Origin of the sequence: Aeribacillus sp. FSL k6-2211 (assembly GCF_037966125.1) — a bacterium.
Classification (GTDB): Bacteria; Bacillota; Bacilli; order Bacillales; family Aeribacillaceae; genus Aeribacillus; species Aeribacillus composti.
Genome location: NZ_CP150190.1, coordinates 1,693,698 through 1,718,330, shown reverse-complemented (window position 1 = coordinate 1,718,330; position 24,633 = coordinate 1,693,698). Strand labels below are relative to the sequence as shown.

At 39.1% G+C, this 24,633-nt stretch carries 24 protein-coding genes; 5 read left to right on the top strand and 19 right to left on the bottom strand.

Annotated elements, in window-relative coordinates; translation table 11 throughout:
• Positions 1 to 108: 108 nt before the first annotated feature.
• The gene (locus NSU19_RS08360; protein WP_094245627.1) at positions 109 to 1,275 is read right to left on the bottom strand and encodes an acyl-CoA dehydrogenase family protein; all 1,167 of its coding nucleotides are present in this window, start codon (positions 1,273 to 1,275) and stop codon (positions 109 to 111) included.
• A 147-nt stretch (positions 1,276 to 1,422) separates the two neighbouring features.
• Between NSU19_RS08360 and NSU19_RS08355 the strand changes: the two genes are divergently transcribed.
• The 3 genes from NSU19_RS08355 (at position 1,423) to NSU19_RS08345 (ending at position 4,092) form a co-directional block, all read left to right on the top strand.
• Positions 1,423 to 2,655, top strand: coding sequence for an aminopeptidase (locus NSU19_RS08355; RefSeq protein WP_094245626.1), 1,233 nt, complete (start codon positions 1,423 to 1,425; stop codon positions 2,653 to 2,655).
• A 296-nt stretch (positions 2,656 to 2,951) separates the two neighbouring features.
• Entirely contained in the window at positions 2,952 to 3,578 is a 627-nt protein-coding gene (locus tag NSU19_RS08350) for a LysE family translocator (RefSeq protein ID WP_130157976.1), read from the top strand.
• Positions 3,579 to 3,960: 382 nt separating this feature from the next.
• On the top strand, positions 3,961 to 4,092 hold the full coding sequence (locus NSU19_RS08345; RefSeq protein WP_339199760.1) for a hypothetical protein: 132 nt from the start codon (positions 3,961 to 3,963) through the stop codon (positions 4,090 to 4,092).
• A 352-nt stretch (positions 4,093 to 4,444) separates the two neighbouring features.
• Here the strand turns inward: NSU19_RS08345 and NSU19_RS08340 are convergent, their stop codons facing one another.
• Entirely contained in the window at positions 4,445 to 5,299 is an 855-nt protein-coding gene (locus tag NSU19_RS08340) for a DUF4349 domain-containing protein (protein ID WP_327855903.1), read from the bottom strand.
• Between the two features lie 213 nt (positions 5,300 to 5,512).
• On the opposite strand from NSU19_RS08340, the gene NSU19_RS08335 reads away from it, so the two are divergent.
• On the top strand, positions 5,513 to 6,682 hold the full coding sequence (locus tag NSU19_RS08335) for an FtsW/RodA/SpoVE family cell cycle protein (RefSeq protein WP_339195358.1): 1,170 nt from the start codon (positions 5,513 to 5,515) through the stop codon (positions 6,680 to 6,682).
• A gap of 103 nt (positions 6,683 to 6,785) precedes the next feature.
• Here NSU19_RS08335 and NSU19_RS08330 read toward each other — a convergent pair whose 3' ends face one another.
• The 5 genes from NSU19_RS08330 to NSU19_RS08310 all read right to left on the bottom strand — a co-directional run bounded on the left by NSU19_RS08330 (position 6,786) and on the right by NSU19_RS08310 (position 11,356).
• Entirely contained in the window at positions 6,786 to 7,979 is a 1,194-nt protein-coding gene (locus NSU19_RS08330) for an ABC transporter permease (protein ID WP_339195356.1), read from the bottom strand.
• Positions 7,976 to 8,665, bottom strand: a complete 690-nt coding sequence (locus NSU19_RS08325; protein ID WP_063389626.1) for an ABC transporter ATP-binding protein — start codon at positions 8,663 to 8,665, stop codon at positions 7,976 to 7,978. The genes NSU19_RS08330 and NSU19_RS08325 overlap by 4 nt, the downstream gene beginning before the upstream one ends.
• Complete coding sequence (locus tag NSU19_RS08320) at positions 8,662 to 9,789, bottom strand: efflux RND transporter periplasmic adaptor subunit (RefSeq protein ID WP_063389625.1); 1,128 nt, start codon at positions 9,787 to 9,789, stop codon at positions 8,662 to 8,664. Before NSU19_RS08320 ends, NSU19_RS08325 begins: the two co-directional genes overlap by 4 nt.
• A 7-nt stretch (positions 9,790 to 9,796) precedes the next feature.
• Complete coding sequence (locus NSU19_RS08315; RefSeq protein WP_066248517.1) at positions 9,797 to 10,486, bottom strand: Yip1 family protein; 690 nt, start codon at positions 10,484 to 10,486, stop codon at positions 9,797 to 9,799.
• 327 nt (positions 10,487 to 10,813) lie between these two features.
• The gene (locus NSU19_RS08310; RefSeq protein WP_339199756.1) at positions 10,814 to 11,356 is read right to left on the bottom strand and encodes a hypothetical protein; all 543 of its coding nucleotides are present in this window, start codon (positions 11,354 to 11,356) and stop codon (positions 10,814 to 10,816) included.
• Between the two features lie 174 nt (positions 11,357 to 11,530).
• On the opposite strand from NSU19_RS08310, the gene NSU19_RS08305 reads away from it, so the two are divergent.
• Positions 11,531 to 12,232, top strand: a complete 702-nt coding sequence (locus tag NSU19_RS08305; protein WP_082829469.1) for a Crp/Fnr family transcriptional regulator — start codon at positions 11,531 to 11,533, stop codon at positions 12,230 to 12,232.
• A 539-nt stretch (positions 12,233 to 12,771) separates the two neighbouring features.
• Here the strand turns inward: NSU19_RS08305 and NSU19_RS08300 are convergent.
• From NSU19_RS08300 to NSU19_RS08245, 12 genes are all read right to left on the bottom strand, one after another.
• Positions 12,772 to 13,041 carry a helix-turn-helix domain-containing protein gene (locus NSU19_RS08300; RefSeq protein WP_339199753.1) on the bottom strand — a complete coding sequence of 90 codons (270 nt, stop codon included), beginning with the start codon at positions 13,039 to 13,041 and terminating at the stop codon, positions 12,772 to 12,774.
• Positions 13,004 to 14,005, bottom strand: coding sequence for a hypothetical protein (locus NSU19_RS08295; protein WP_339199751.1), 1,002 nt, complete (start codon positions 14,003 to 14,005; stop codon positions 13,004 to 13,006). The genes NSU19_RS08300 and NSU19_RS08295 overlap by 38 nt, the downstream gene beginning before the upstream one ends.
• Before the next feature lie 108 nt (positions 14,006 to 14,113).
• Positions 14,114 to 14,665: a XylR N-terminal domain-containing protein gene (locus NSU19_RS08290; protein WP_339199748.1), complete on the bottom strand. Its 552-nt coding sequence runs from the start codon at positions 14,663 to 14,665 to the stop codon at positions 14,114 to 14,116.
• Between the two features lie 17 nt (positions 14,666 to 14,682).
• Positions 14,683 to 14,952 (bottom strand): 2Fe-2S iron-sulfur cluster-binding protein, encoded by a 270-nt coding sequence (locus NSU19_RS08285; protein WP_063389622.1) that lies wholly within the window; start codon positions 14,950 to 14,952, stop codon positions 14,683 to 14,685.
• Positions 14,953 to 15,270: 318 nt separating this feature from the next.
• The gene (locus tag NSU19_RS08280; RefSeq protein WP_130158872.1) at positions 15,271 to 15,477 is read right to left on the bottom strand and encodes a 4-oxalocrotonate tautomerase; all 207 of its coding nucleotides are present in this window, start codon (positions 15,475 to 15,477) and stop codon (positions 15,271 to 15,273) included.
• 500 nt (positions 15,478 to 15,977) lie between these two features.
• A complete protein-coding gene (locus NSU19_RS08275; RefSeq protein ID WP_339195349.1) occupies positions 15,978 to 16,835 on the bottom strand; it encodes an alpha/beta hydrolase in 858 nt (285 codons plus the stop codon).
• Positions 16,836 to 17,376: 541 nt separating this feature from the next.
• Positions 17,377 to 18,291: a catechol 2,3-dioxygenase gene (locus NSU19_RS08270; protein ID WP_339199745.1), complete on the bottom strand. Its 915-nt coding sequence runs from the start codon at positions 18,289 to 18,291 to the stop codon at positions 17,377 to 17,379.
• Positions 18,292 to 18,352: 61 nt separating this feature from the next.
• The gene (locus NSU19_RS08265) at positions 18,353 to 18,778 is read right to left on the bottom strand and encodes a heme-binding protein (protein WP_199757352.1); all 426 of its coding nucleotides are present in this window, start codon (positions 18,776 to 18,778) and stop codon (positions 18,353 to 18,355) included.
• A 29-nt stretch (positions 18,779 to 18,807) separates the two neighbouring features.
• Positions 18,808 to 19,668, bottom strand: a complete 861-nt coding sequence (locus NSU19_RS08260; RefSeq protein ID WP_339199741.1) for an FAD synthetase family protein — start codon at positions 19,666 to 19,668, stop codon at positions 18,808 to 18,810.
• A gap of 17 nt (positions 19,669 to 19,685) precedes the next feature.
• Entirely contained in the window at positions 19,686 to 20,171 is a 486-nt protein-coding gene (locus NSU19_RS08255; protein WP_063389616.1) for a flavin reductase family protein, read from the bottom strand.
• A gap of 20 nt (positions 20,172 to 20,191) precedes the next feature.
• On the bottom strand, positions 20,192 to 21,697 hold the full coding sequence (locus tag NSU19_RS08250) for a 4-hydroxyphenylacetate 3-hydroxylase N-terminal domain-containing protein (RefSeq protein WP_144598358.1): 1,506 nt from the start codon (positions 21,695 to 21,697) through the stop codon (positions 20,192 to 20,194).
• 667 nt (positions 21,698 to 22,364) lie between these two features.
• Positions 22,365 to 24,425: a thioredoxin domain-containing protein gene (locus tag NSU19_RS08245; RefSeq protein WP_339199737.1), complete on the bottom strand. Its 2,061-nt coding sequence runs from the start codon at positions 24,423 to 24,425 to the stop codon at positions 22,365 to 22,367.
• Between the last annotated feature and the right edge of the window lie 208 nt (positions 24,426 to 24,633).

The following is a 24,633-nucleotide window of genomic DNA, read 5'->3' as shown; positions in this document are numbered from 1 at the left end:
ATGAAAGCTTTTATTTGTACTAAGGAACGAATGAACGCAGAAATAATAAAAGGCGTTTTTCGGCTGTCCATCAACTTTTCAGCCTGAGAAAACGCCTTTTGTGTTCTTTTATTCTTGAAAAGCACGGTCACCGAAAATTTTTAACGTTATATCATCTGCTGGAGGATTATGAAGACCGCATCTGACATCCCGATAGTAGCGCTCCAATGGGTATTCTTTTCTTAAGCTTTGTCCGCCTGCAATTCGCATGGCTAGGTCAACGACTTTGATCGCACTGTTTGTGGCAACATATTTTACGGCAGCCAGCTCATGCCCCATTTGTTCGTGTAAATGCGGCTGTTCATCCCATTTTTTCGCCACACTGTACATAAAATGCCGTGCGCTTGTAAGCTCCAGATCCATTTCAGCTGTTTTTCGCCGCACTTCCGAAAGTTCTGAAATTGGATGAGAAAGACTGGCAGGTTGATACTCTTTTGCATATTTGACAGCAAAGTTTCTTGCGGCGATAGCGATCCCGAGGTAGCAGGCAGGAATATGTAAAAGCCATCCTTTCGGAGTGGAAGGACTGAATGTAGCTTGTCTGATCGAAACGAGAGCGTCTTTTTCGACCTTTACGTTGTGCAGTAATAAATCGTCGCTTCTTGTCGCGCGCATGCCGATTGTATCCCATGTTTCTTTTATGGAAAGCCCCTCTGCTCCTTTTGGGACTAAATATTCGCCAACCTCACCTGTTTCTTCAATTGTTGCGGTTACAATAAAATAATCTAGAATCGGGGCCAGTGATGTGAACGATTTATGGCCATTAATAATCCAGCTGCTTCCTTCTTTTCTTGCCGTTGTTTTTGGTTTTCCGCCTCTTGCAGGACTTCCGGCAGCCGGTTCTGATGCACAGCTATTGATTAATTTTCCTTCAGCGACAATTTCTTCGCAAATGCGCTCAAACGTGCGTTCATCCCATTTTTTTGATTCGGATAAATCCATTACGATTCCATTATGCCACCCTAACGATAAACCTGTCGCTCCATCTCCTTCTGCAATTTTTTCTTGAACAAGCAGAAATTCATATAAAGAAATTTCATTTCCTCCATATTTTTTTGGCACAGTTAATTTCAGAAATCCTTCCGTTTTTAAATCTGAAAAGTTTTCAAATGGAAACGAAGATTCCTGATCATTTTTCGCGGCTCGCTCCGCGAACTTCTCCGCAAGTTTTTCGGCTTTTTCTCTTAATTCTCGATGCGATTTGTTGACAATAACCATTTCATCTAAAAAATTCATATTCTTCACACACCTGTTTCTTTTTCTTTCTTTTCTATCTCTATTGTAGCTCTATTATTCATTTTCGTTAAGCAATCCAATTGGTTTTATTTTAATTTTTTTGGTAAAATACAGAAAAAAATATGTAGGAAATAAAGGAGAATGATGATGACAACTTTCAAACAGCAGCTTGAAAAATATGCAGAACTTGCCGTCAAGGTCGGAGTCAATGTTCAAAAAGGACAAGAATTGTTCATTTCTGCAAGCATAGATGCAAAAGAACTCGTCCGATTTATTGCGGAAAAAGCTTATGAGGTTGGTGCAAGGAATATTCATATCGACTGGCAAGATGATGTTTTAACAAGATTAAAATATGAAAAGGCTCCTGATGACGTGTTTTTAGAATATCCTGAATGGAAGTCTCTCGAAAGAACTGCCCTAGCAGAAAGAAATGCAGCTTTTATTTCTATTGTGTCCCAAAGCCCTGATTTATTAAAAGGCATTCAGCCTGAGAGAATCGCTAATTTCCAGAAAGCGTCTGGAACAGCTTTAAATACGTTTCGCAGATACATACAATCGGATAAAGTCAGCTGGACGGTTATCGCTGCCGCAAGCGAAGAATGGGCGGAGAAAGTTTTTCCAAATGAAGAAAAATCGCTTCGAGTTGAAAAATTATGGAATGCTATTTTTCAAGCAACACGTATTAATGAGGAAGATCCGGTTTCTGCATGGAAAAAACATAATGAAAACCTTCATCAAAAAGTCGATTATTTAAATGCGAAAAAATATAGAAAACTCCATTATCAAGCTCCTGGAACGGATTTAACTATTGAACTGCCTGAAAAGCACCTATGGGTGGGTGCAGGAAGCGTTAATGAAAAAGGCGTTTCTTTCATGGCAAACATGCCTACAGAAGAAGTGTTCACAGCTCCGAAAAAAGATGGGGTAAATGGTTATGTGACTAGCACAAAACCGTTAAGCTACGGCGGAAATTTAATCGAAAATTTTGTAATCACATTTGAACGAGGACGCATTACAAATGTAACAGCCGAAAAAGGCGAAGAAATTTTGAAGCAATTAGTCGAAACAGATGAAGGCTCTCATTATTTAGGTGAAATTGCTTTAGTACCTCATAACTCACCGATCTCAAAGTCAAATCTTTTATTTTATAACACGTTGTTTGACGAAAATGCTTCAAACCATTTAGCGATCGGCAGCGCCTATGCATTTTGCTTAGAAGGCGGAAAAACGATGACAGAGGATGAATTGAAACAGCATGGTCTCAACACGAGCATTACACATGTTGATTTTATGATCGGAAGTGCAGAAATGGACATCGACGGCATTCTTCCGGACGGCACACGTGAACCAATCTTCCGAAAAGGAAATTGGGCGTTTTAAAAAAGGGCCGGCTGATCGTTTCTCATGAAAGCCTTGCTTAAATATTGCACAGCACTTAGCTGAAACTGTATCGTACATCCTTAACGTTTGTTTCAGGCAAGTCAGTAAAAGCTCTATATTTCTCGTTTTGCTTATTTGCTGCATCAACATCATCATAGTATTTGTCTTCTTTGAATCGAATCGTACTTTATCATGCTAATGGGCGGTCATTTGACTTTGCCCTTTTCATTCTTATTCAAAGAAAAAAACAGCCAAACTTTATAATGATCCACTATGCGAAAAGGAGAACGTAAAAAATGGAATTGTCCATCATTTTAAGTTTTCTTGCAGCTTCTATTTTATTAACCGTTGCACCAGGACCCGATAATTTATTTGTCATTGCACAAAGCATGTCTTACGGCTTTCGAGCGGGGTTCATCACTACTCTCGGACTTTGTACCGGACTTATCGGACATACTTTAATCGCATCACTCGGACTGTCAGCCATACTCTATCAATCTACTGTTATTTTTACAGCTATTAAATCTGTCGGTGCGATCTATCTGTTATATTTAGCATGGGAATCTTATAAGGAAGGGAAATCAGCAGTTTCCGGTAAAATAGCAAATGTAAAAAGTCTTTCACTCTTTTCTTTATATAAAAGAGGCATCTTGATGAACCTGTTAAATCCGAAGGTGTCATTGTTCTTTTTAGCTTTCTTGCCGCAGTTTGTATCAACAAACAGCGTCCATGTTCAGCTCGACATGTTTGTGCTAGGTCTTATTTTCATTGTACAGGCATTGGTATTGTTTTCCTTATTTTCAGCATTAGCTGGCAAAATAAAAATTCTGTTTCAATCTAAAAAAACAGTTTCTGCTATTCATTACGGCAAATCTATTTTATTTGCAGTTCTTGGCGGAAAGCTGCTTTTTACAAAAATTTAGTAGATACAATGAGGGGGAACGTCAGGAGCGAAATTTTTTTCGCTCCAGTTTTTTTACTCTGCCCCCTACTTCATTTGTTTAGAAGATGAATGTCCGAATCAACATCATTACTTTCCCGCACTATTTTTTCTTAAGGCAGTAAGATCGATTTTTTCAACATGTTTTAAAGCCGTTCCAACTCATTCTTTTTACAGCTTCTTTTGTCTGCTGTAATTCTACGTTTATTAATCCATTTGTCCTCCTAAATAACTGAATTCTTCCTATCATCCTTCTCCCAAAAAACAAAATCGTCAAGCTGAATAATTATCATTCCAATCATTTGAAGGTGTTTATTCATTTTAACCTTCTAATTCGCATATATTTGTACAAATGAGAGGTGAACATGGTGAACGCAGAAAAAACTAAGCCGGCTCTACAAATAAAAACATTTTTTGAACATCGTTTGCAGCGGTTTCTTCAGCATCTTTTTTTATCGATCATTTGCGGATATATTTTATACTACTTAGTTAATTAAATGCAGAATAAACGCAGCGAATTCATAACAAAGAGACTTCACATTTTTAGTACGTGAAGTCCGAAACTGCCCATAATAAACAAACGATGACGAAAGCAAAAGCGCTGCAATCGGTATTTCCAGGGCTTTCCGGAAAGCGAAATCCTCAATATATCAACGTTTCTAAAACAATAATGAGGGCTTCTATTATGCGAAAAAACGAATTAAAGATACCCCTAAAAAAACATGCCTTGGCTCGCAAGCTTCTTTGAAGACGGAGTTAAAAAATTCAAATTGAAAAAGACCGCACAATTTCATTAATAAATTGTGCGGTCTTCATCATTTTAACAGCTCGATCCATAAGTAAAAAAGATTACTCAGTCTTCTCCTGTTTCTTTTTAAATGTTCGATAGACGAAGAAAAATATAATAAGCGCCAATAAAACAATTGGTAAATTCCCTACAACGAGCACAACAATCCAAGATGCCGCCTGAACAATCCAATGAATGCTTGTCAAAAATTGTTCTTTCGTTTTTTCCCACGTATTAAAATCCTTTGAAAAATTTTCATGAGATTTTATTTCTGTTAATTGCAGTTCAACTGTTGCATAGTCTGTTCTATTTTCAATATATTTTATTCTGCCCTTTAATTGTTCGATTTCTTCTTGGACAGCTGCCAAATCTTCCGAAATTTTCAACAAGTCTTCTGTTTTCTCAGCCGACTCCATAAATTTAAGGAGCCGAGCTTCAACCGCTTGCTTCGATTTCAATCGAGAGTTTAAATCGACATATTCTTCTGTTTGATCTTCACCAGTCATTTGCTCCGATTTGACTGATTTGCTTGCCTTTTTCACTTCCTCTATAAATCGTTGAAGTTCATTTTGAGGAATGCGGAACGTTACATATGCCTCGATCTTTCCATCCTGTTCCACTGCATTTGATTGAATGATATAGCCCCCTCTGCTTTCGGCCTTCTTTGTTAAGTTTGCAATCGTTTCATCATAGCTTACCACTTCTGCCGTTATATTCGCAGTGTACATAACTTTTCGTTCGTTTGAGTATGTGCTGGCAGCTGATTTCGCTTCAACTGTTTCCATTTCTCCTTTTTTTTCAATTTTTTTCTCTATCATTGTCTGATCCATTTTAGCACTTTCTACGGACGATTTTTGTTCTGAATTGCTGCAGGCGGCCAAGAAGAGCAGCAACAAACCAATCAAGACTTTCTTCATTTTCATCATCTCCAGTTAATGACAGTTTATGGATTAGACGAAATAATGAAGCAAAGGTATCTTAAATAGATGAATAAAATGTGTGCAAACAAATGAAAGTGTGCTACTATAATAAACGTACTTGCGCTTGAAACCTTTCGCTTTTACCATTCGTCTAACATAAGGAAATTCTACTCTTCTAAAAAAATCATTTTCATAAAGTTGGTGGGCTTCATGGATTCTAACAAAAAGGCGCAATCGCGGTTTGATTATCAATTAGCATTTATTATATTTCTACTATTTTGCGCGAGCTGCGTGGCCATTTACGGAGCGCAAATGACTTCAGGGCAATATGCGGTAAACTTTATTTTTAAGCAAATTGCCTTCTATGCAGCCAGCTGTCTTATTGCCGGAGTTGTCATGCTGTTCGATTCAGAACAAATTCAAAAAATGACATGGTATTTATACGGTTTTGGGATATTTCTTCTATTTTTGTTAATGATTTCACCGGCAAAAATTGCTAAAGAAATAAATGGCGCTAAAGCATGGTTTACTCTTCCCGGTTTTTCGTTTCAGCCTTCAGAAATCATGAAAGTTTTCTTAATCATTGCTTTGAGCCATATTATTTGCAAGCATCATCAAAAGTATTTGCATCGAACCATTCAAACCGATCTCATTTTGTTATGTAAAATGGGTGTGACGACAGCAGTACCGGTATTGTTCGTTATACTGCAGCCTGACTTTGGGACTGCGCTTGTCATGTTTGCCATTTTAGCCGGCCTTATTCTTGTTTCAGGCATATCTTGGCGGATTCTTACATTAGGGTTTCTCATCGTAACCCTCTTTGCTGCAACAATTTTTTATCTTGTATTGCGAATGCCTGAATTTCTTGCCAAATATTTAGGTGTCAAGCAATATCAGTTCGGCCGGATTTATGCATGGTTAAATCCCGAAGGATATAAAAGCGCTGAAGGCTATCATTTGCTCAATTCTCTAAAAGCTATCGGATCTGGACAAATTTTCGGAAAAGGGGTTGGGCATGGACAAGTATATATCCCTGAAAACCACACCGACTTTATATTCAGTGTGATTGGGGAGCAATTTGGATTTATCGGCACTAGTATTGTCATTAGTTTATTTTTCTTATTAATCTATCACATCATTAAAGTGTCAATTGAAACAACTGAACCGTTTAACAGCTATCTTTGTACTGGCGTCATCAGCTTGTTTGTCTTCCATGTATTTCAAAATGTCGGCATGACGATTGGCCTTCTGCCGATCACAGGTATACCGCTTCCTTTTATCAGCTATGGAGGAAGCTCCCTTATTGGCAGCATGATGGCGATCGGATTGATTTTCAGTATCCGATGGCACCATCGTGTATCTATGTTTTCAAAAGAATAGGTGTCCAATAAAGTTGGACACCTTTTTTGTTTTGTTTAAAAAATAGATTGTATTAGCATGAATTTTTCTCGCCTATGGAAGGCAGAGCCAGCAGCTTTCTGTATCACTCATATCTTAACGATTCGATTGGATCCAATCTTGCCGCCTTGTTTGCCGGCAATAGTCCAAAGAGAATCCCAATAAACATTGAGAATAAAAGTCCGCCGACGACAACCTGCCATGATACTAATGATGGCCAACCGGCAAAAATGGAAATGATGGATGCAATTCCTGCACCTAATAAAATCCCGAAAGTTCCCCCAATTAATGTTAATGTCATCGATTCAATTAAAAATTGCAGCAAAATTTGTCTCCTTGTTGCACCAAGAGCTTTGCGGATGCCGATTTCTCTCGTTCTCTCGGTGACGGAGACGAGCATGATGTTCATGACACCGATGCCGCCAACTACGAGGGAAATTCCGGCTATGCTTCCGATAATCATGGTCATAATACGGGTAATTTGGCCGATGGATTCTGCAATTTCTTCAAAATTCACCACTTGATACGAATCTTCTGTTTGATGCATGTCGTTTAGCAATTGCTCAGCTTTTTCCCCTGCAGCTTTGATTTCGTCTGCACTAACTGCTTCAAGCGTTACTTGCGTATAATTCGTTTGACCGAAAGCATTTCGATAAGCCGTCCATGGAGTGTAAATTTCCGACATGCCAAAGGCAAAAATTCCTGTCGGTTTTTCAAGTATGCCGATAATTTCGAACGGCTGATTCGATACCCAAACGACCTCGCCAATCGGATTATGTTTTTTAAATAAATCTTCTGCTAGTTGGTCGCTAATAATCGCAACACGTCTGCCGCCTAAAAAATCCGCTTCCGTAAACAGTCGGCCTTTATGAATGTTTAATTGATTGACATCCATATATGCAGCATTGATCCCATAGACCGTGGCATCGATTGTTTCTTCTTTAAACCTTATTTGATAAGAACTTGTCGTGGAAGCAACAACCTGTTTAACTTCAGGGATCTCTTTCAACGCTTCAACATCTTCTTGGGTAAACGGATCCACTAACATTGCGTTCGGATTTGCTTTCAACTCTTCTTCACTTGGTTGATAATACACTTCTATCGTATTGCTGCTGCCTGCAATTTGGGCTTTTAAGGCTTGTTCGCCCCCTTGGCCGATTGCTACAACTAAAATAACAGATCCGACACCGATAATTATTCCTAGCATTGTCAGAATTGAACGGAGCTTATGGGCAAGAATGGAGGAAAACGCCATCCGAAAATTTTCCATCAAATTCATAATGTGCTCCCCCGTCCCAAATCTTCTTGTAAAATTTCTCCATCTCTTACTACAATCGTACGCTTAGCAAATTGAGCTACTTCATGTTCATGCGTTACGACAATGATGGTTGTCCCTTCTTTATTTAGCATTGTAAATTGTTCCATAATTGCTTCGCTTGTTTTCGTATCCAATGCACCAGTCGGTTCATCTGCCAAAATGAGCTTTGGATTATTCACAATGGCTCGAGCTATTGCCACCCGTTGTTTTTGGCCTCCCGATAATTCGTTTGGCATATGCTGAATTCTATCGCCGAGACCAACCTTTATTAAGGCCTGCTTAGCGAGTTCATCCCGCTGTTTTTTCCCAATGCCGGCGTAAATCATTGGCAGCTCTACATTTTTTAAGGCGCTCAACCGCGGCAGAAGATGAAACTGCTGAAAAACAAAACCGATTTTCTTGTTGCGTATTTTGGCCAATTCTTGATCATCAAGGGACGATATATCCTTCCCTTCAAAATAGTAAGCACCTGATGTCGGGCGGTCCAAACAGCCAATAATATTCATGAGAGTTGATTTGCCGGAACCGGACGGCCCCATAATGGCCACAAAATCCCCCTGCCGGATTTCTAAATTGATTTTTTTGAGCACATCCATTGTTTCTTTACCGTTTCTATAAGATTTCGTCACATCTTCCAGCTTGATCATTTGATTGTCACTTCCACGCCTGCTTTGATTTCATCAGATGGTTCACGAACAATTTCATCATCTTTTGTTAAACCGCTCGTCACCTCAATATATTCATCGGTTGAAGTACCGGTTTTAATTTCTTTTCTTGTTATTTTTCCGTTTTTCACTACATAAACATATTGTTGATCATCATCTTGTTGAACAGCAGTAAGAGGAATAACATTCGCTTTTTTTCTTTCCGTTTCAATTTCCATAATCAATTTAAAGCCTGGCTTCACCGGAATGTTCTGATCTTGGACAAGAACTTCCACTGGATACTGGACAGCCTCGTTTCCTGTTTCCGCCGCCATCTCACTGCCTTGTTGAGGCAAAATGCCAATTTTCAATACTTTTCCTTTCCATTTTGCATCAGGCACCACATCAGATTTTAAAACTACAGGCTGACCTTCTTTAATTTTTAAAGAATCGTATTCAGAAATGACCCCTTCCACTTTCATTTTGTTCAAACTGCCAATATGTATGAGCGGCTTCACATTTTCGCCCATTGCTACAGCTGCGTCTTCATCTACGGTAATCACAATTCCATCAACTTCGCTTTTCACTTCAAGTTCTAAAATCTTCTTTTCCACTGTTTCCAGTTGAATCTTCTGTTGTTTAAGCTCAAGATTCGTCATTTTCTTATCCATTTGCAGTTGATTTTTTTCATTTTCTATTTGCTTTTCTGCTTCTTCTTTACCGACTTGTTTCTTCAATTCTTCTTCTTTTTTCTTCAGATCATCCAACTGCTCATTGATTTGATCTAGTTTGATATAGCTTTGTTCAATCGAAAGCTTGGCCTGTTCCTTTTCAAGCTCTAATTGTTCGTTTTCATAAATGACGAGAGGTGCTCCTTTTTTTATTTTGTCCCCTTCTTTGACAAGGATTTTTTTGATCTTTCCTCTTTCAGCATCATAATAAATTTTTTGTTCATTCATTAATTGAAGAGTACCGGGAATCATAACATTCCCGGTAATTTCTTTTTGCTCCAATTTGACTGTTTCTACAGTCGGATTTTCCTTCGATGCAGCACGAAAAATACTGATCCCAACAAATAAAGCGATGATAACTGCTACTCCTACACCGATCAAAACTTTCTTTCTCATACTATAACTATGCCCCCACTAATGATTGTGTTGCTCCAGATAATGTCAATAGCAGACTGCCAAGAATGAATAAAACGATTGAAATAGTCCAAGATGCACCTTTTGACAGTTGACCTACATGATGAAGCCCAAAAGCGGTCAATATTGTTCCCCAAATTCCAAAAATTTCGATAGATGACAAAAATGATCCAAGCGCCCCTTCAGCTCCTACAATACTGTTTAAACTAGTAAATACTTGATTAGTGATGTCTCCTCCACCGACAAAATATAAAATAATCGCATTTAACAGTGTTCCTATTGAAGTAACAAGAGAAATAAAAACGGTCATTGAAAACATTTGTTTAAAACGAATTTGTTTTCCGGCAATTTTTACAATGGCAAAAAGAATGAGTGCCGAAATCAATAGTGTAATAAGTCCGCCAATGATACCAGACACAAGTGCACCGACTGTTGTAAATGCGCCGACGTAAGCTGCTCCTTCTGCACCTAATTCCTCTTCCACGATGCTATAGTCGACTGATAACACTGAAAGGTAAGCTGCCAAAGATGAAATAATAATGACAATAATTAATGGAAGCAATACTTTTGGCTGTTGTTTGATCCGCTCAAGCGTCTCAATCGGACTTGTCACAATCCCTAACAACGACGGTTTATCCACTTTTTCATTTGAATGCTGAATGTTCAGTTGCTCACTCATTAAAGTCATCTCCTCCATTATAATGATTATTTTCAATTTATTTTACGAGATTGATAAGAATGAAGTTTCACATTTTTTGAATTTCTTACAAATATTTTGAAAAACTTCCCTTAACATGATGAAAATGGGCTGTCCAGAAAGTCAAAATCCACTGAAAATGAAACATCATAATCATTGATATATCAACGTTTCAAAAATATTAAAGGGGCGTCTATAAGCCGGAAAATCGACTTATTAGACAGCCCCTTTTACAGGTTATTAACTCTTTGGTTATCATTTTGTCCGCATGTTGTTTAGCTCTAATTTGCTCCTGCTTGCCGCGTTTTTTTAAAACGGAGCTTGGGTTTGCTGTGCTGATTGCTGATTTTGCTGACGCACTTCATTGACGTTTGTTTGGCTCGCTTGTCCGCTTAACGGATTGAAGCTGAAGCCGGATGATTGCTGCGATTGATACTGGTTCGGTATTTGCTGCGCTGATTGCTGATTTTGCTGACGCACTTCATTAACGTTTGTTTGGTTCGCTTGTCCGCTTAACGGATTGATGCTGAAGCCTGATGATTGACTTTGATATTGATTTTGCGGTTGTTGAGCTTGGTATACTGCTTGATACTGGTTTTTCGGTTGATAATTTTGCAGCTGCTGTGCTTGACTATGAAGCGACTGAGCCAAATTTTCAATTTGCTGCAAATTTTGCACCGCATTTTGTTCCTTTTGTCCAAATGCTTGTGTCTGTTGTGCTGTAAATTGATTTGAGCTAAATGCTTGATTAGCGTTTTGCTGTTCTTGCTGTTTCAGTACTTTGGCAATTTGTTGAATCTGCTGCAATGCTTGCTGCGCTTGATTTACATACGATTGAATGCGTTGCGGCACTCTTTTTCCCTCCTTATCATTTAAATTCATTTTATTTTTTTGTAATCACCTAATTTTTATTCATAAAAAAATGTGCTTTACATCACAATTCACCATTTTTTCACAATCAAGATTCCTAGGTTCTGGTAAAATATTGGTATATAGATGGTTTCCTTCTTGAAAGGAGGTTTTATAATGGTCAAACAAGTGGCGGATCCATTCTTAACCGATCCATTGAGTGCTTTGCATGAATATTTCGACGGAATCATAAACGTGAGGGAAGGGACATATCTTTTTCAAGAAGGCATGGAGGTTCATGAATTATATTGCATCCAATCCGGCTTGGTGCAAATAAGCAAAACAACTTCAGATGGAAGAGAATTGGCGCTAAAGATCTGCAAAAAAGGCGACCTTATTGGTGAATTTTCTATTTTTTCAAATGACCCGAAGCACATATTTAACGCAAAAGTTTTGGAAAACAGTTCTATTTATTTCATAAAAAAAGAACGATTAGAATGCAAACTGTTTGAAAATCCGCATCTTAGCCTTTCGTTCCTAAAATGGATGAGCGAGCAATATCAAATTACTCAAACAAAATTCCGCGATTTGATTTTAAACGGGAAGAAAGGTGCCTTATACTCCACACTCATACGAATGGCGAACACCTATGGAGTAGAAACTGAAAATGGCATTCTCATCAATATCGACATGACCAATCAGGAGCTTGCGAATTTTTGCGGAGCGACTAGAGAAAGCATCAATCGAATGTTGAGCAATTTGCGGAAAAAAGGCGTAATTTCTTTTCAAAATAAAAAAATCACCATTCATGATCTTCAATATTTAAAAGATGAAATCAATTGTGAAAATTGCCCCGTTTCCTACTGCCGAATTGATTAAATTGTAAAAACATCTTATATGCGCCTTGTCTTTCAGAGATGGATCCGGAACTTTAAACTGGCAAATCGCCAGTTTTCTTTATTTATTTTTCATTTAACAAAGATCTAGTCGTGCATATATTCTGTCAAGTAAAACAATGAAAATAGGGAATACTATGCCGGGACAATGATTCGATCGCAGGACAGGCATTTTTTAAAGCGGCTAAGGCTAAAAAAATGAGAACCTGTTCGATCGTTTCGGGGTGTGCTTCATATAAGTGTCTTTAATCTTTTCCTTCAAATGAAAGGTTCCTGATTTGAGGTTTTGTTTTTTCTTTGCCATTAAAAACCCCCATCCCAGGCAGACTCTTTACACATCATATGAAATGCATCTGTTTTTTTTGTCTACCTTAGTAGGGGATACCAAATGGAATTTAACTCAAAATTTGCACTTGATTCCTGCAAATTTTAGAATTTCCATATGAAACTTTTATTATGAATACAAAAGCACAACCGGTGCCATTCCCATGCAGGAAAATGTCCGTACCTTTAGTGCCTTCATTATTTAATGCCGATATCGATCTCTCCAATCATCATTAATGACTGGATCGATAAAAGAAGTTGATGATGAATCATAGGATTTCGCAGTTCCTGCTGAATAATGCTTTCGATTTTGCTCACCCTGTAACGCAATCCGCTGATGGATAACGCCAAATCTGCCGCTGTCTGTTCCAAATTGCCTCCATTGACTAGAAAGATGTACAATGTTCGCAAGAACTCGATATTTTTTGGATCATCCAGTTTTAAGTTTCCAAGGCAAGCTTTGGCCATTTTTTTTTACCTCTTGTTCATTCTTTTCATTAATCAGCACACCAACAACCCCTAACGATTCAAACGAAATGATTTGTTGGTGCTTCGATGATACCCTGACCGCTGTAAGTGCTTCTTTATATGCTTCCCCGGCATTTGACACATTGTTTACTTTGGAGCTGATTCCCCCGTAAAATTTAATAGTAGAGAATTGTGAAGATAGTAAATCAACGATTTTTGACAGCCATGTTTGTATACCTGTTTTGGCAACTTGATCTTCTGTTACCAGCAAAATAAGATGTTTTGCACGCTGGCCAATCAACATGTTTTGTTTTTGATCTTTGTCGTAAGCGGAAAGAAAACTTAAAACTTCTTTTTGCATTTCCAGCTCTTTCGATAAATCATCTTCTTGAAACCGGCAATCCAGCACACAAATATAAAAAGGCTTGGATAAATCCACTCCTATTAAACTAGCTTTCATGATTAAGTCGTGATCATTGCTTTGTTGTCCCGCATTAATGATTTCCTCTAAAAAAAATCCTTTAATCCGTTCATACGATTCTAGCTTTGCTTTTTCATTGAGCAAGCATACCGAGCTGACAGAGGCCAGCCGCTCTAAAATCATAGGAGAAATTGAGGCGTTATATTGATGCAAATCGCGATAAACAAACGAACAATATCCTACAATTTTGTTTTGCAAAAATATTGGTGTCATCAGGCGATCATGATGGCGCAAATGAAGAAGTTGTGTTGATGTGACGATGGCTTGAGGCTGGCAAAAAGGATTTTTTCCTACATAGTCAATAAGTTCGTTTTTATATTGTTCTAATTCATTGGAAGTAATCCCAGCATAGGCCATCGGATGAAGGTGCAGGTTCTCAATTAAAACTGGGATATTCGTCGATTGAAACACTTGACGAACTACGGAGTCTAAATTGTTTCCTTTAATGATTTCCTCAGTGAGCTTCTTATGAACATCCGTCACAAATTTTAAATTATTCCGTTCTTCTAAAAGTTTTTCGTATGTTGCCGCCAGCTCTTCTACGATTGGGGACTCTTCAAGATAGCACAGCTCTTGTTCCGCTTCTTCTCCCTATCGATCCACCGTTTGGCCGATCCAATGGCATTCTTCTTTTCCCATACCTTGACAAGCAATTTCTTTGAAAATCGTCTTTTCTCCGACAATTTCTGAAACGAAGCCGCTGGCATAACCAGAAAGGGTAAAGCAAACTGGGATGGATGATGTCTCAAAATGGCGCACATGTTCTTCTGCTTCATAGGAATGACACCAATATCCTTCCATTCTGACTTGATATTTTCCATTTTCCCTTCTGACTTCTAAAAAAGTACATCTCGCTTTCACATGACCTTTCATCGTATGCAGCTTTGGGCCATCTTGAATGTACTCCTCTACTGTACAGTTTGCATGATTCATCAATTCTTTCGCGTCTTGTCTACCTAGATTCCATCCATACCGAAACAAAAAACCTTTCATCCGTTCAAATCCCATGTCGCGAATTAAATCTCTGCGCAATAATCCGAGCGCATTTGTCGCCACAATCATCGAGCGGGACTTCCCCATATAAATGTAACCGTTATCAAAATTTAATTCCAGCTGATCTAATGCCGATCTTTTTTTGTTCATATGTTACCACCTTAGCTTTATTCAACAAGATCACCAATCAAGTGGCTGAGCGGATACGTTTTGCAAGCCAATACATAACCTTGTTGCCGCTCCTCATCCGAAAGAGCTCCTTTCGAACACAATCCAATTTTGTATTCTCCCTTTTGGATTTTGACTTTGCACATTCCGCAACCTCCATTTGCACATCCATAAGGAATTTTTACTTGATGAGATCTCGCAGCTTTTAATAAATCAACGCTCTCTCCGCAAGAAAAAATTTCTCCGCCTATATGAATTTGATATACCATTATTATCTCCCTCCCAACATGATAATTTTTTCTATTATTCAAGCATGCTCTACAGCATAACGTTATGCGCCATTTTGCACCTGCTTTTACTAGCGCTGGCGAAAAGAAACAAAAATGCATAGCATTGATCGCATCGTTGATGAACATATCATCATGGCTATCCGACACCTATAAGCATAATAAATATTTTTGCTTAAGGTATGTTTTCTTCTTCACGACCAATGCCGCAGTTCTTGAAAGCGTCGAACGGAGTTCTTAATCACGCAACATGTTCCCCATTCATAAACAATTAACTTTCTACTTTTGTATCTACCGATTTCATCCCTCTTTTTCATGCTCTCTTCGTTTTTTCACAGATTCTCCAGCAATTCCCCAATGTTCTAGAGGCATTTCTTGAATCATGATGCGGACATTTTCTTTCGGCGCATCCAATACTTTGCACACCGTCTCCGTTAATTCATAGATAAGTGTCTCCTTTTTTTCCGGAGAACGACCTTCTAACAAGTGAACTTGAATGAAAGGCATACGTTTTGACTCTCCTTTCCAAAGATAAAAAGGCTTCAACCGAACGAAAGAAGTTCAGGCTTATGGAGAAAACGTTTTGCTATTGCATCGGCTAACTCCCGCTTAGAACGATTTCTACCATTGCACTGATTCCTGGTCACGAGAAAGTTTGTTATTGTTCAAATAATGGCCCCTGACACACTAGCACCGCAACCGTCGAAATAATGGCACCATTCCTTTAAAAAACTATAAAGATGAAGCATACATATGATCCAACATTTTTCGTAAATCGTTCTTTTAACATGATGCGGGAAGACAGCCGCTAAAGTGAGAAAATGCGATGCCGGCTGCAAAAAATTTCAAATCGCTTTTAGTGCAGGCTGTCTTTCTAGATAAAGCGTCAATGATTGAAATGTACAACAACCGTAACTGTTGTGTTGTACTAGGCATATTCGCAATGCTGTCTGGCTTTGAAAAAAGCGAATCATAACCTTGTTTTTGATAAAAACATAAAAATATTCTTATATTTCATTGTGAAAAAAATGCAAAAGCAAAGAATGAAAGCTGTCTCGATATTCCACTTGCGTCCAATGGCTGCATTGTCCGTAAATCATCATTTTTACCCACGGAAGATGTTTGGCAAAATAATAACTTGTCTCAACAGGAACGATCGGATCATTCAGCCCGTGAACGAGTAAAACTTGTTGTTGTATGCGGCACAAAGTGGCGCTTGGCAAAACAAGATCATCTACTATCCGCTGGCGAAGCGGAGGAAACATTGCTTCATAGGAACGGCGCACGGCAGGATTCATTGCCGCCTCAAAGCGCATTTTACTAATGCTGTCAAGATTGTCTTTAATAAAGCTTTCATCATATGCAAACCAGCGAATGATCTGCGTCATTGCCTCTGCGGATGGATCCTCATAAAACCCCCAAACGCGGTCAAGTTCTGGAGTCAATCGAAACGGAGCACCCGCCGAGCCCATCAACACAACGCGATCAATTCGATCAGGCGCCTCGGCCAATAAATGAAGAGCAACAGCCCCGCCTAAAGAATTTCCCACTAAATGAACGTTTTTCACTTCCAATTCATCCAAAAGGTCTTTAAGCTGATCCACCCATAACCTCATCCATGACCGGATGCCTTTCGGAGGTGAAGACGGATGTTCCGACATTCCAAAACCGATTAAGTCTGGCGCGATACAATCAAATCCCTTTTCCTTGAAAAAAGGGAGCGCATATTGCCAATTAGACCAAGCAGTTGCTCCAGGACCGGACCCATGGATAAAAAGAATCGCTTCATTATTTCCGATGCCGGTGCGGTAAAAATAAGTTTCATAGTCTCCGGTTTTGACACGGACACTTGTCGCTTCTTGCAAACCAATTCCTCCCCTCTCGACTCTATTATCGAATCATTTTCCAACACGTACTCCTGACACGAAATTAATTGACGCAATTTTTAGAAAATACTAATTATCCCAATCGTAAACGGTAATTATTGTTTATACAACTCCATTGTTTCATAATAAGAAACAAAAGGAAAAAATAACAAATTTTTTCATACATTAAAACAGATCCTTGAATAGACCTAACAAAGTGGAACGTGCTGTTAAAGAAATTTCCAGAAAAAAATGGGCATGAAATCGCAACAAAGCGAAACGTACTGTTAAAGAAATTAAAATTGGGCATGGAAACCGCATCAAAAGAACAATCCGTAAATTATGAATTCGCATGTCCGTATATAAAGAAGCTGACCCCAAACATCGACTTCAAGCGATTTTCGGTCAGCCATCTGAAGCATTTCTTTTTTAAGAATGCAAAATAAATAGCGAAGGGGCTGCAAACATCTCCTTACGTGTTTCCCGAATCAGAAGAGATGATCGAACCCCTTTAACAAGAATATTCTTGATCTTTGTATTTTTATGTTAGTGCTCTAGAGAATGATTCAATGAGTTCTCTTCGATGATAGAAAATACCTGTTCCAATTTTATCTTCCGTCCAAGTAATGGTCGGAAAGTCTGCATAGCTCATATAACCGCTTGTGTATGCTTCATTTCTATTGCCGGATGGATCAAAAAAGTAAACGGTAAGGCCTCGTGTAATGCCGTGTCTTGTTGGCGTCACTTCTGCTTGAACATTATTTTTGGTTAAAATATCTGCTGCCTTTAATACTTCATACCAGTTATCGACATAAAATCCTGCATGATGAAATTTCGCATCCGGTCCTTTCACGAATGCAAGATCGTGACCTTTGTTCGTCACTGACATAAAGCTTCCGACTAAATCTTCTCCATCTACCGTAACGATTTTCTCGGTTTGTCTAAAACCGAGCACTTCTGTAAAGAAGCGGGTTGCTGTTTTTAAATCATCGCCTGTTAAAAGAGCGTGATCCAATCGATGCGGAGCAATTCCTTTTAGTCCATCCGGCCATGGATCTGGGTTTAGATTCCCAGTTTTTGTCCCTACTTGTTCTATTTCCGTATACAGCTCCATATGATGGCCTGTTAGAAGCTGAAAACGAACCGCTTCTCCTTCTGCTAATCTAGTACCTTTGGAAATTCGGGAAAGTTTGCAGCCAAATTGCTCAATTTTATATTCTAATTTTTCCAGCTCGTAAATATCTTTTACCTTAAATGCCATATGATCCATTCCAGCTGTATCGGATTTTTGCAAAATGATGCTGTGATGGTCATATTCGTCCCAAGCTTTTAAATATACTCGATTTTCCTCGCGTCCCGTCACTTCAAGCCCAATGACATTTGTGTAATATTTTACAGATTCTTCTAAATCCAACACCCGAAGCTCCAATCGCCCTAATCTTAAAATTTCGCTCATTTGAATCCTCCCTTTCATTGAAAAATCTTATTTTAATGAATTTGATCATCAGCTCTTTCCATTAAACCGTTTCCAATAAAGATAACGCAGCCTCGCAGCACAATCTGTCTTCTTCTTCTGAGCCGCCGCTGACCCCGATTCCTCCAGCTAAATCGTTTCCGTCATAAATCGGGTACCCTCCTCCGAAAACGACAAGCTTTTCTGTATGGACAATCCCAAGGCGCAAACTCGGCTCATCTTTGATCATGTCATACCATTGATGGGTCGGAATCCCGAATGCCGCTGCTGTATAGGCTTTATTTTGAGCAATTTGTATGCTTAAAAGAGGCGCCTCGTCCATCCGGAAAAACGATTTCAAATTTCCGCCTTGATCCACAATAGCAATGTTCACTTTCACTCCAAGTTCTTCAGCCTTTTGTACCGCTTTGTCAATCATTTTTTTCGCCAAGTCACTGCTGATGCTTTTTTGCTGTAAAAACGCCAACATTTCTTCCCCCTTTCCTAAAGTCAACACCGCTATCCTTTTGTAAATACTAGATTTTTCTCTTCCTTTTCTTCGATCTCTAATGTGAAATCGAAACTTCTGGCAATCCATTTTACTTTGACTCGAGAAATACTCCACACAGAAGATATGGATGGACCAAGCCAATAGATTTTTTTCTGCTTAGTAACAAGCACGCGTCCCTCAAACCACCCTTTTCCTATATCAATTGCCACGTCGTAGCATCCTTTTGGAGGAAGCATATAGTACCGATCCAAAATCAATTCATCTTTTGCATCAGTATGGATCATTTTTCCTTTTGTTTCGTAAAATTCTCCCAAGTAATCAGGAAGTTCTTCCATCAATCCTGATTGAATCTTATTTCGAATCAACGTAGAACTAATTTTTTCATCGTTTCGTTTGACATTTTCTACTTTCGTGACAGTGATTGAGTATCCGCTGTCTTCCTCCATCGTATCTAAACTTCCTTTTCCTTTTCGGCCGTACGTGAAGTCATATCCAGCTGCTACATGCTTGATTTGCAGCGGAACTAAATATTTCTGGACAAATTCCTTCGGCTCAAGTCTTGCAAATTCCGATGTAAATCGTATTAAATAAAAGTAATCAATGTCTAAATGGGAAAACTTTTTTGCTTTTTCGGCAGGCGGGAGCAAATATTGGACACGTTTTCCCGTTTTGCCGATTATTTCTTTAGGGTGCGGAAAAAAGCTGATAACCGCTGTTTTTACCCCCATTTTTTCCGCCAAGTTTTTAGCGGTCTGAATGACTTTTTGATGTCCGAGATGAACGCCGTCAAAAAACCCTAGTGCAGCAACGACAGGGCAAGAGGCAATAAGATCTAGATCATTTTGATGATCAATGATGATTGTTTTCAATGAAATGCCCCCTTTTTTTAGCTCGACGCCGTCGCTTGTTCGCTTTGAGCAAGCTGATGGTATTTTCCGCTGAAAAACAGAAGCGGATCTTGCTCTGTCATGTTTATATCCGTCACTTCCCCGATGAAAAGGACATGATCACCTGCTTGAACCTCATTAACAACTTGGCAGGAAATTTGCGCAAGAGCATCTTTAATGACCGGCAGCCCCCCCAGCTGTTCAAATTGTACATCGACTGGTTTTTCCAACTGCCCGGCAAAATTCATCGAAAGCACTTGTTGATCGTGCGACAAGATGTTAACGGCATATTTTTTTGATTGTTGAATTTTTTCCAGCATTTTCGCTTTTTCTCCAATGGAAATTAACACAAGCTTCGGATTTAAGGAAATGGACATAAAGGCATTTGCTGTCATTCCATGAATATCTCCGTTATGCTCCGTTGAAATGACCGTCACCCCTGTAGCAAATTTCCCCATCGCATTGCGAAACAAGCGATCGTCCATATCCAACACCTCCTTTCCTTTTATTTCTGCACAAGTTCTTTTTGTGGAGATACCCAAGTATCATTGAGCCAACCGTTTAGATCGTAATCATCCAAAGCGGAATCGACAAACTCTTTAAATCGGTCGGAATCTCCAGTTGCATCAGCAATTTTTAACGTCTCTAGACGAATGTTCTCATGGTTGCCCGCATAGTTGATTTCATAAAGCTCATGACGTCCGCCAAATTCCGTTCCGATCGCATCCCAAATCATTTTCATCAATTTCACCCGCTCTTTTGCATCAATGCCTGAACCGCGATAATAACGATCGAGATACGGTCGCAGCTCCGGATTTAAAAAGTCGCTGGCACTGGAAGGCAATTGAATGAGGCCCCCCGCAACGATTTGTTCAAAAATTTGTTTGACGCGCGGCCATACCATTGGAGCGAGCACACGGTAAGCAGCGCCGTACTGAAGGTTCGGAAGTGCAACGCCATTTTTCGTTTCACAATTGGCTGCCATTGCGGTAGAAAGAGCCCAAAACATATTGCGAAGGGCAATAACCTCACCGATATTTGCCTGAACCCCACGAAACTGCTTCGTACCTGCCGCCTCTGTCGCTTTCATTAATAAGCCGACCATAAAGTCAAGCTTGACGGCAAAACGCGTACAACCTTGGAATGTAAAGCGGTTTACAAATCCCGTTTCAACAAAAAACCCGTTTACTACGTTTACATTTTTGTAGGCAAGTACGTTCTCCCAAGGAATAAATACATTATCTAATACAATGACTGCATCGTTTTCATCAAAACGGCTGGAAAGCGGATAATCAAACGGAGAACCTAATGTTTTTGCGATTTGTTCATACGATTGACGGCTGATCATTTTTACGCCAGGCGCATTCATCGGTACAAAGAAGACGAGTGCATGGCTTTGATCACCATCTCCTAAATCTTGAGCTCCATAGTTTGAGACGAAGTTATAATGAGTTAGTGCAGCTGCCGTTCCCACCATTTTGGCACCGTTTACAATAATACCGTCATCCCGCTCTTTTACAGCGCGAACATAAACATCTTTATTTTCATGAAGAGGTTTTGAACGGTCGACCTGCGGATTAATAATCGTATGGTTAATAAACGGAACTTCTTTTGTTGTTTTTTTGTACCAATGTCGCGCATTGTCCTCAAAACCTTCGTAATAATCCGCAAACGCTTTCAAATGTGCTGTGAAAGAAGCTTTATAATCAGGGGTGCGCCCCATAAAGCCATAGCTCAGCTTGGCCCATTGTGCAATCGCATCTCTTGCTTCTAAAAGATCTTGAGCATTTTTTGGTTCTTTAAAAAATTTGTGAGTTTGATAGCCTTCTTCAGTAGTCGTCGTTAAAATTTTTCCCATCTGTTCATCATGAAGAGCATCATACATTCTTGCTATGGAGCGAGCAGAGTTTTCGTAGGCAGAATGTGTTGTAACATCATCAATCTTTTCTCCATTTAAATAAACAACCCTGTTATCTCTTAAACTTTCTAAATATTCCTTACCATTCATCATCTTTTATCACCTTCCTAAATGAAAATATAATGAACTGGTATTTCCTCTACGGTTCTATCATATAATTGATTTGAATTTTCAGACAATGACAGCGTTTGTTTAAAAATCATTGAAAACTAAACAATTGTTGTTGAAAATACACAAAAAAGACTGCCTCATTGCCAAACACCAGCATTGCGTCAAAATGGCAACAAGCTGGCGATTTGAGCGTGAGACAGTCTTCTCAAATAATATTCATACATATCTTGGCTTCGATTGCTTCCGGTGAATAGTCTCCAGGCGTTTTTTATCATATAATGCTCATACATATCCCTGTCTAATGTACTGAAATGTTGTAATCACATTTCCCGCTGATCTTTCAATGACCTAGCAATGTGAACTTTCTGAATCCCTTGTGCTATCTGGGCATTGCTCTTTATTCCAATATGTTTGCGGCACCGCCGATAAGATCAGCGTTTCTTCTGCGCTGTCAGAAGCCGAATCGTCAGCAATCGGATCAAGTCACCGATCAGAAAGTGCTCTTTAAACTGCAAACGAACGACTCCCCGTTTTCAGGATTGTCCTTTCACATAAAAACCCCAGTCCGAGGCAGACTTTCAGAACATCGTATTAAATGCATCGTTTTTTACTGTCTGCCTGTCGGGGATAATAGTATCGTACATTTTCATTATAAGTTCAATGTATTTATAACTTCCTCTACATCTGTTGTCGGCTGTTGGCAGGCAAAGTTTTCACATATATAAATAGTTGTTTCATTATTGATCATGCGATAATTTTTCGCAAATTCCGCAATTTGTGCAAATTGATTTGGATCTTCAGCAACTAACACTGAAAGTTCCATTGTATACGCCTGTTGAATACGATTCAATAATCTTTTCCTTTTGCTGCAATCTTTCGGACCAATAATGACAACCTCTTTTTGCGGCAGCTGTTCCATCAAAAGGCTTTGCAAGAAAAACGTATGACCGCTTGGGTATTTCTCCACTTCCTCTTTAAAAATAGAATACATTTGCTGAACGCTTTCGTGTAAATCCAAATTGCCGGTCAGCCTGCTCAATTTCAAAAGCGCGAAGGCCGCAACGCTGTTTCCTGAAGGGAGCGCACCATCATAAATTTCCTTCTCCTTGACAAGCATTGCTTCACTGTCATGACCTGTGAAGAAAAATCCGCCATTTTCTTGATCCCAAAAAAGATCAATCATTTTATCAGCAAGCTGTTTACCTTTATGCAAATAAGTTAAATTAAATGTTGCTTCATACATTTCGATATAGGCCCAAAGAAGGTATGCATAATCATCAATGAACGCCTGTTGTTTTACTTCGCCATCGCGATAGCGCACCATAACTCTTCCGTCTACAATTAAATGATTTTCAATAAAATCCAGCGCCTTTTTTGCCATTTCGATATATGCTTCCTGATCAAAAACAGCTCCTGCTTTTGCTAGTGCAGCAATCATGAGAGCATTCCACGCGGTCAGCACTTTATCATCAACATGGGGAAACGGTCTTTCAATTCGTTTTTCAAAAAGCTTTTGTCTCGCCTGCTCCAATTGCTCTTTCAGCTCTTCCAGCCCCATTTGATAGGTAATTGCCGCTTTTTCTTCATTCGTATGAATGAGATTCGGGATATTTTTTCCTTCAAAGTTCCCTTCTTCAGTTATATCGTAAATATGACAAAACTGTTCGCCTAGTTCCTGCCCGAGAATCTCTACCACTTCCTGTTTTGTCCATACGTAAAATTTCCCTTCCTCCCCCTCAGAATCTGCATCAATGGCAGAATAAAAAGACCCTGATTCATTCCGCATGTCCCGTCGGACAAATTCAATAATTTGTTCTGCAATTGTTTTAAATTGAGGGTTTTGGGTCACTTGATAGGCCTCGGAGAATGTATAAAGCAAAAGGGCATTATCGTACAGCATTTTTTCAAAATGCGGAACGAGCCACATGGCATCTGTCGAATATCTGGCAAATCCGAAGCCGATATGATCCCAAATCCCTCCCTTTGCCATTTGCACAAGCGTTTTATTCACAAAATAAAGAGCATTTTCATGTTTAGTCCATTCGTGATATTTCATTAAAAACATGAGCATGTGAGGAATGGGGAACTTCGGTGCCTGACCAAACCCTCCATAAATTGTGTCAAAATTGCTTGAAAGCTGATGAAACGTTTCATGAAGAACGCTTTGCTTCAGCTCACCTTTCTTATTTCGACTGGCATTTTTATTTAAAACTTCCGTTATGCGTGCTGCTGTCTTTTCAATTTTTTCATGCTCTTTTTGATAAATTTCCGAAAGCTGCTGCAACACATCGATAAATCCCGGACGGCCAAAACGGCTTTGCTTAGGAAAATAAGTGCCTGCATAAAAAGGTTTTTGATCCGGTGTGATAAATACATTGAGCGGCCATCCGCCTTGCCCCGTGAGAATCTGGCATACCCTCATATATATGGAATCAATATCTGGTCGCTCCTCACGATCTACTTTTATAGCGACAAACCGTTCATTTAATATCTTTGCAACTTCTTCATCTTCAAAGCTTTCATGAGCCATGACATGGCACCAGTGACAAGTTGAATAGCCGATGCTGACAAGCAAAGGTTTGTTTTCTTTTTTTGCTTTTTCAAAAGCTTCTGATCCCCATGGATACCAGTCAACAGGATTATAAGCATGCTGAAGCAAGTACGGAGACTTTTCAGTGATTAATCGGTTAGGTTTATTGTTCGTTGACATACGACACCTTCTTTTCTCATGAATTTTTATTTTCATAATAGCCTTGCCCTAAATTCAAGTAAAAAAATTCGCTTAAAGGATCATGTCATTTTTGAAATGGAAGTCTGCGATCTGCTTAATAAAATAGGATACAGTTATTAACTATTCGATCTCCTGTTGCATATAACCTGCTTTAATATATATAGTTCCTTTTATTGGATTCGGTATT

Coding starts and splice junctions, on each gene's coding strand:
- NSU19_RS08330 (WP_339195356.1), bottom strand. CDS start 7,979: ATGAATTTGATGGAAAATTTTCGGATGGCGTTTTCCTCCATTCTTGCC.
- NSU19_RS08255 (WP_063389616.1), bottom strand. CDS start 20,171: ATGGACGATCGCTTGTTTCGCAATGCGATGGGGAAATTTGCTACAGGG.
- NSU19_RS08340 (WP_327855903.1), bottom strand. CDS start 5,299: ATGAAGAAAGTCTTGATTGGTTTGTTGCTGCTCTTCTTGGCCGCCTGC.
- NSU19_RS08345 (WP_339199760.1), top strand. CDS start 3,961: ATGGTGAACGCAGAAAAAACTAAGCCGGCTCTACAAATAAAAACATTT.
- NSU19_RS08250 (WP_144598358.1), bottom strand. CDS start 21,697: ATGATGAATGGTAAGGAATATTTAGAAAGTTTAAGAGATAACAGGGTT.
- NSU19_RS08300 (WP_339199753.1), bottom strand. CDS start 13,041: ATGGCCAAAGCTTGCCTTGGAAACTTAAAACTGGATGATCCAAAAAAT.
- NSU19_RS08265 (WP_199757352.1), bottom strand. CDS start 18,778: ATGTTGGCGTTTTTACAGCAAAAAAGCATCAGCAGTGACTTGGCGAAA.
- NSU19_RS08320 (WP_063389625.1), bottom strand. CDS start 9,789: ATGAGAAAGAAAGTTTTGATCGGTGTAGGAGTAGCAGTTATCATCGCT.
- NSU19_RS08245 (WP_339199737.1), bottom strand. CDS start 24,425: ATGTCAACGAACAATAAACCTAACCGATTAATCACTGAAAAGTCTCCG.
- NSU19_RS08315 (WP_066248517.1), bottom strand. CDS start 10,486: ATGAGTGAGCAACTGAACATTCAGCATTCAAATGAAAAAGTGGATAAA.
- NSU19_RS08350 (WP_130157976.1), top strand. CDS start 2,952: ATGGAATTGTCCATCATTTTAAGTTTTCTTGCAGCTTCTATTTTATTA.
- NSU19_RS08355 (WP_094245626.1), top strand. CDS start 1,423: ATGACAACTTTCAAACAGCAGCTTGAAAAATATGCAGAACTTGCCGTC.
- NSU19_RS08290 (WP_339199748.1), bottom strand. CDS start 14,665: ATGAACAAAAAAAGATCGGCATTAGATCAGCTGGAATTAAATTTTGAT.
- NSU19_RS08285 (WP_063389622.1), bottom strand. CDS start 14,952: ATGGTATATCAAATTCATATAGGCGGAGAAATTTTTTCTTGCGGAGAG.
- NSU19_RS08360 (WP_094245627.1), bottom strand. CDS start 1,275: ATGAATTTTTTAGATGAAATGGTTATTGTCAACAAATCGCATCGAGAA.
- NSU19_RS08270 (WP_339199745.1), bottom strand. CDS start 18,291: ATGAGCGAAATTTTAAGATTAGGGCGATTGGAGCTTCGGGTGTTGGAT.
- NSU19_RS08325 (WP_063389626.1), bottom strand. CDS start 8,665: ATGATCAAGCTGGAAGATGTGACGAAATCTTATAGAAACGGTAAAGAA.
- NSU19_RS08280 (WP_130158872.1), bottom strand. CDS start 15,477: ATGCCTTTCATTCAAGTTCACTTGTTAGAAGGTCGTTCTCCGGAAAAA.
- NSU19_RS08305 (WP_082829469.1), top strand. CDS start 11,531: ATGGTCAAACAAGTGGCGGATCCATTCTTAACCGATCCATTGAGTGCT.
- NSU19_RS08335 (WP_339195358.1), top strand. CDS start 5,513: ATGGATTCTAACAAAAAGGCGCAATCGCGGTTTGATTATCAATTAGCA.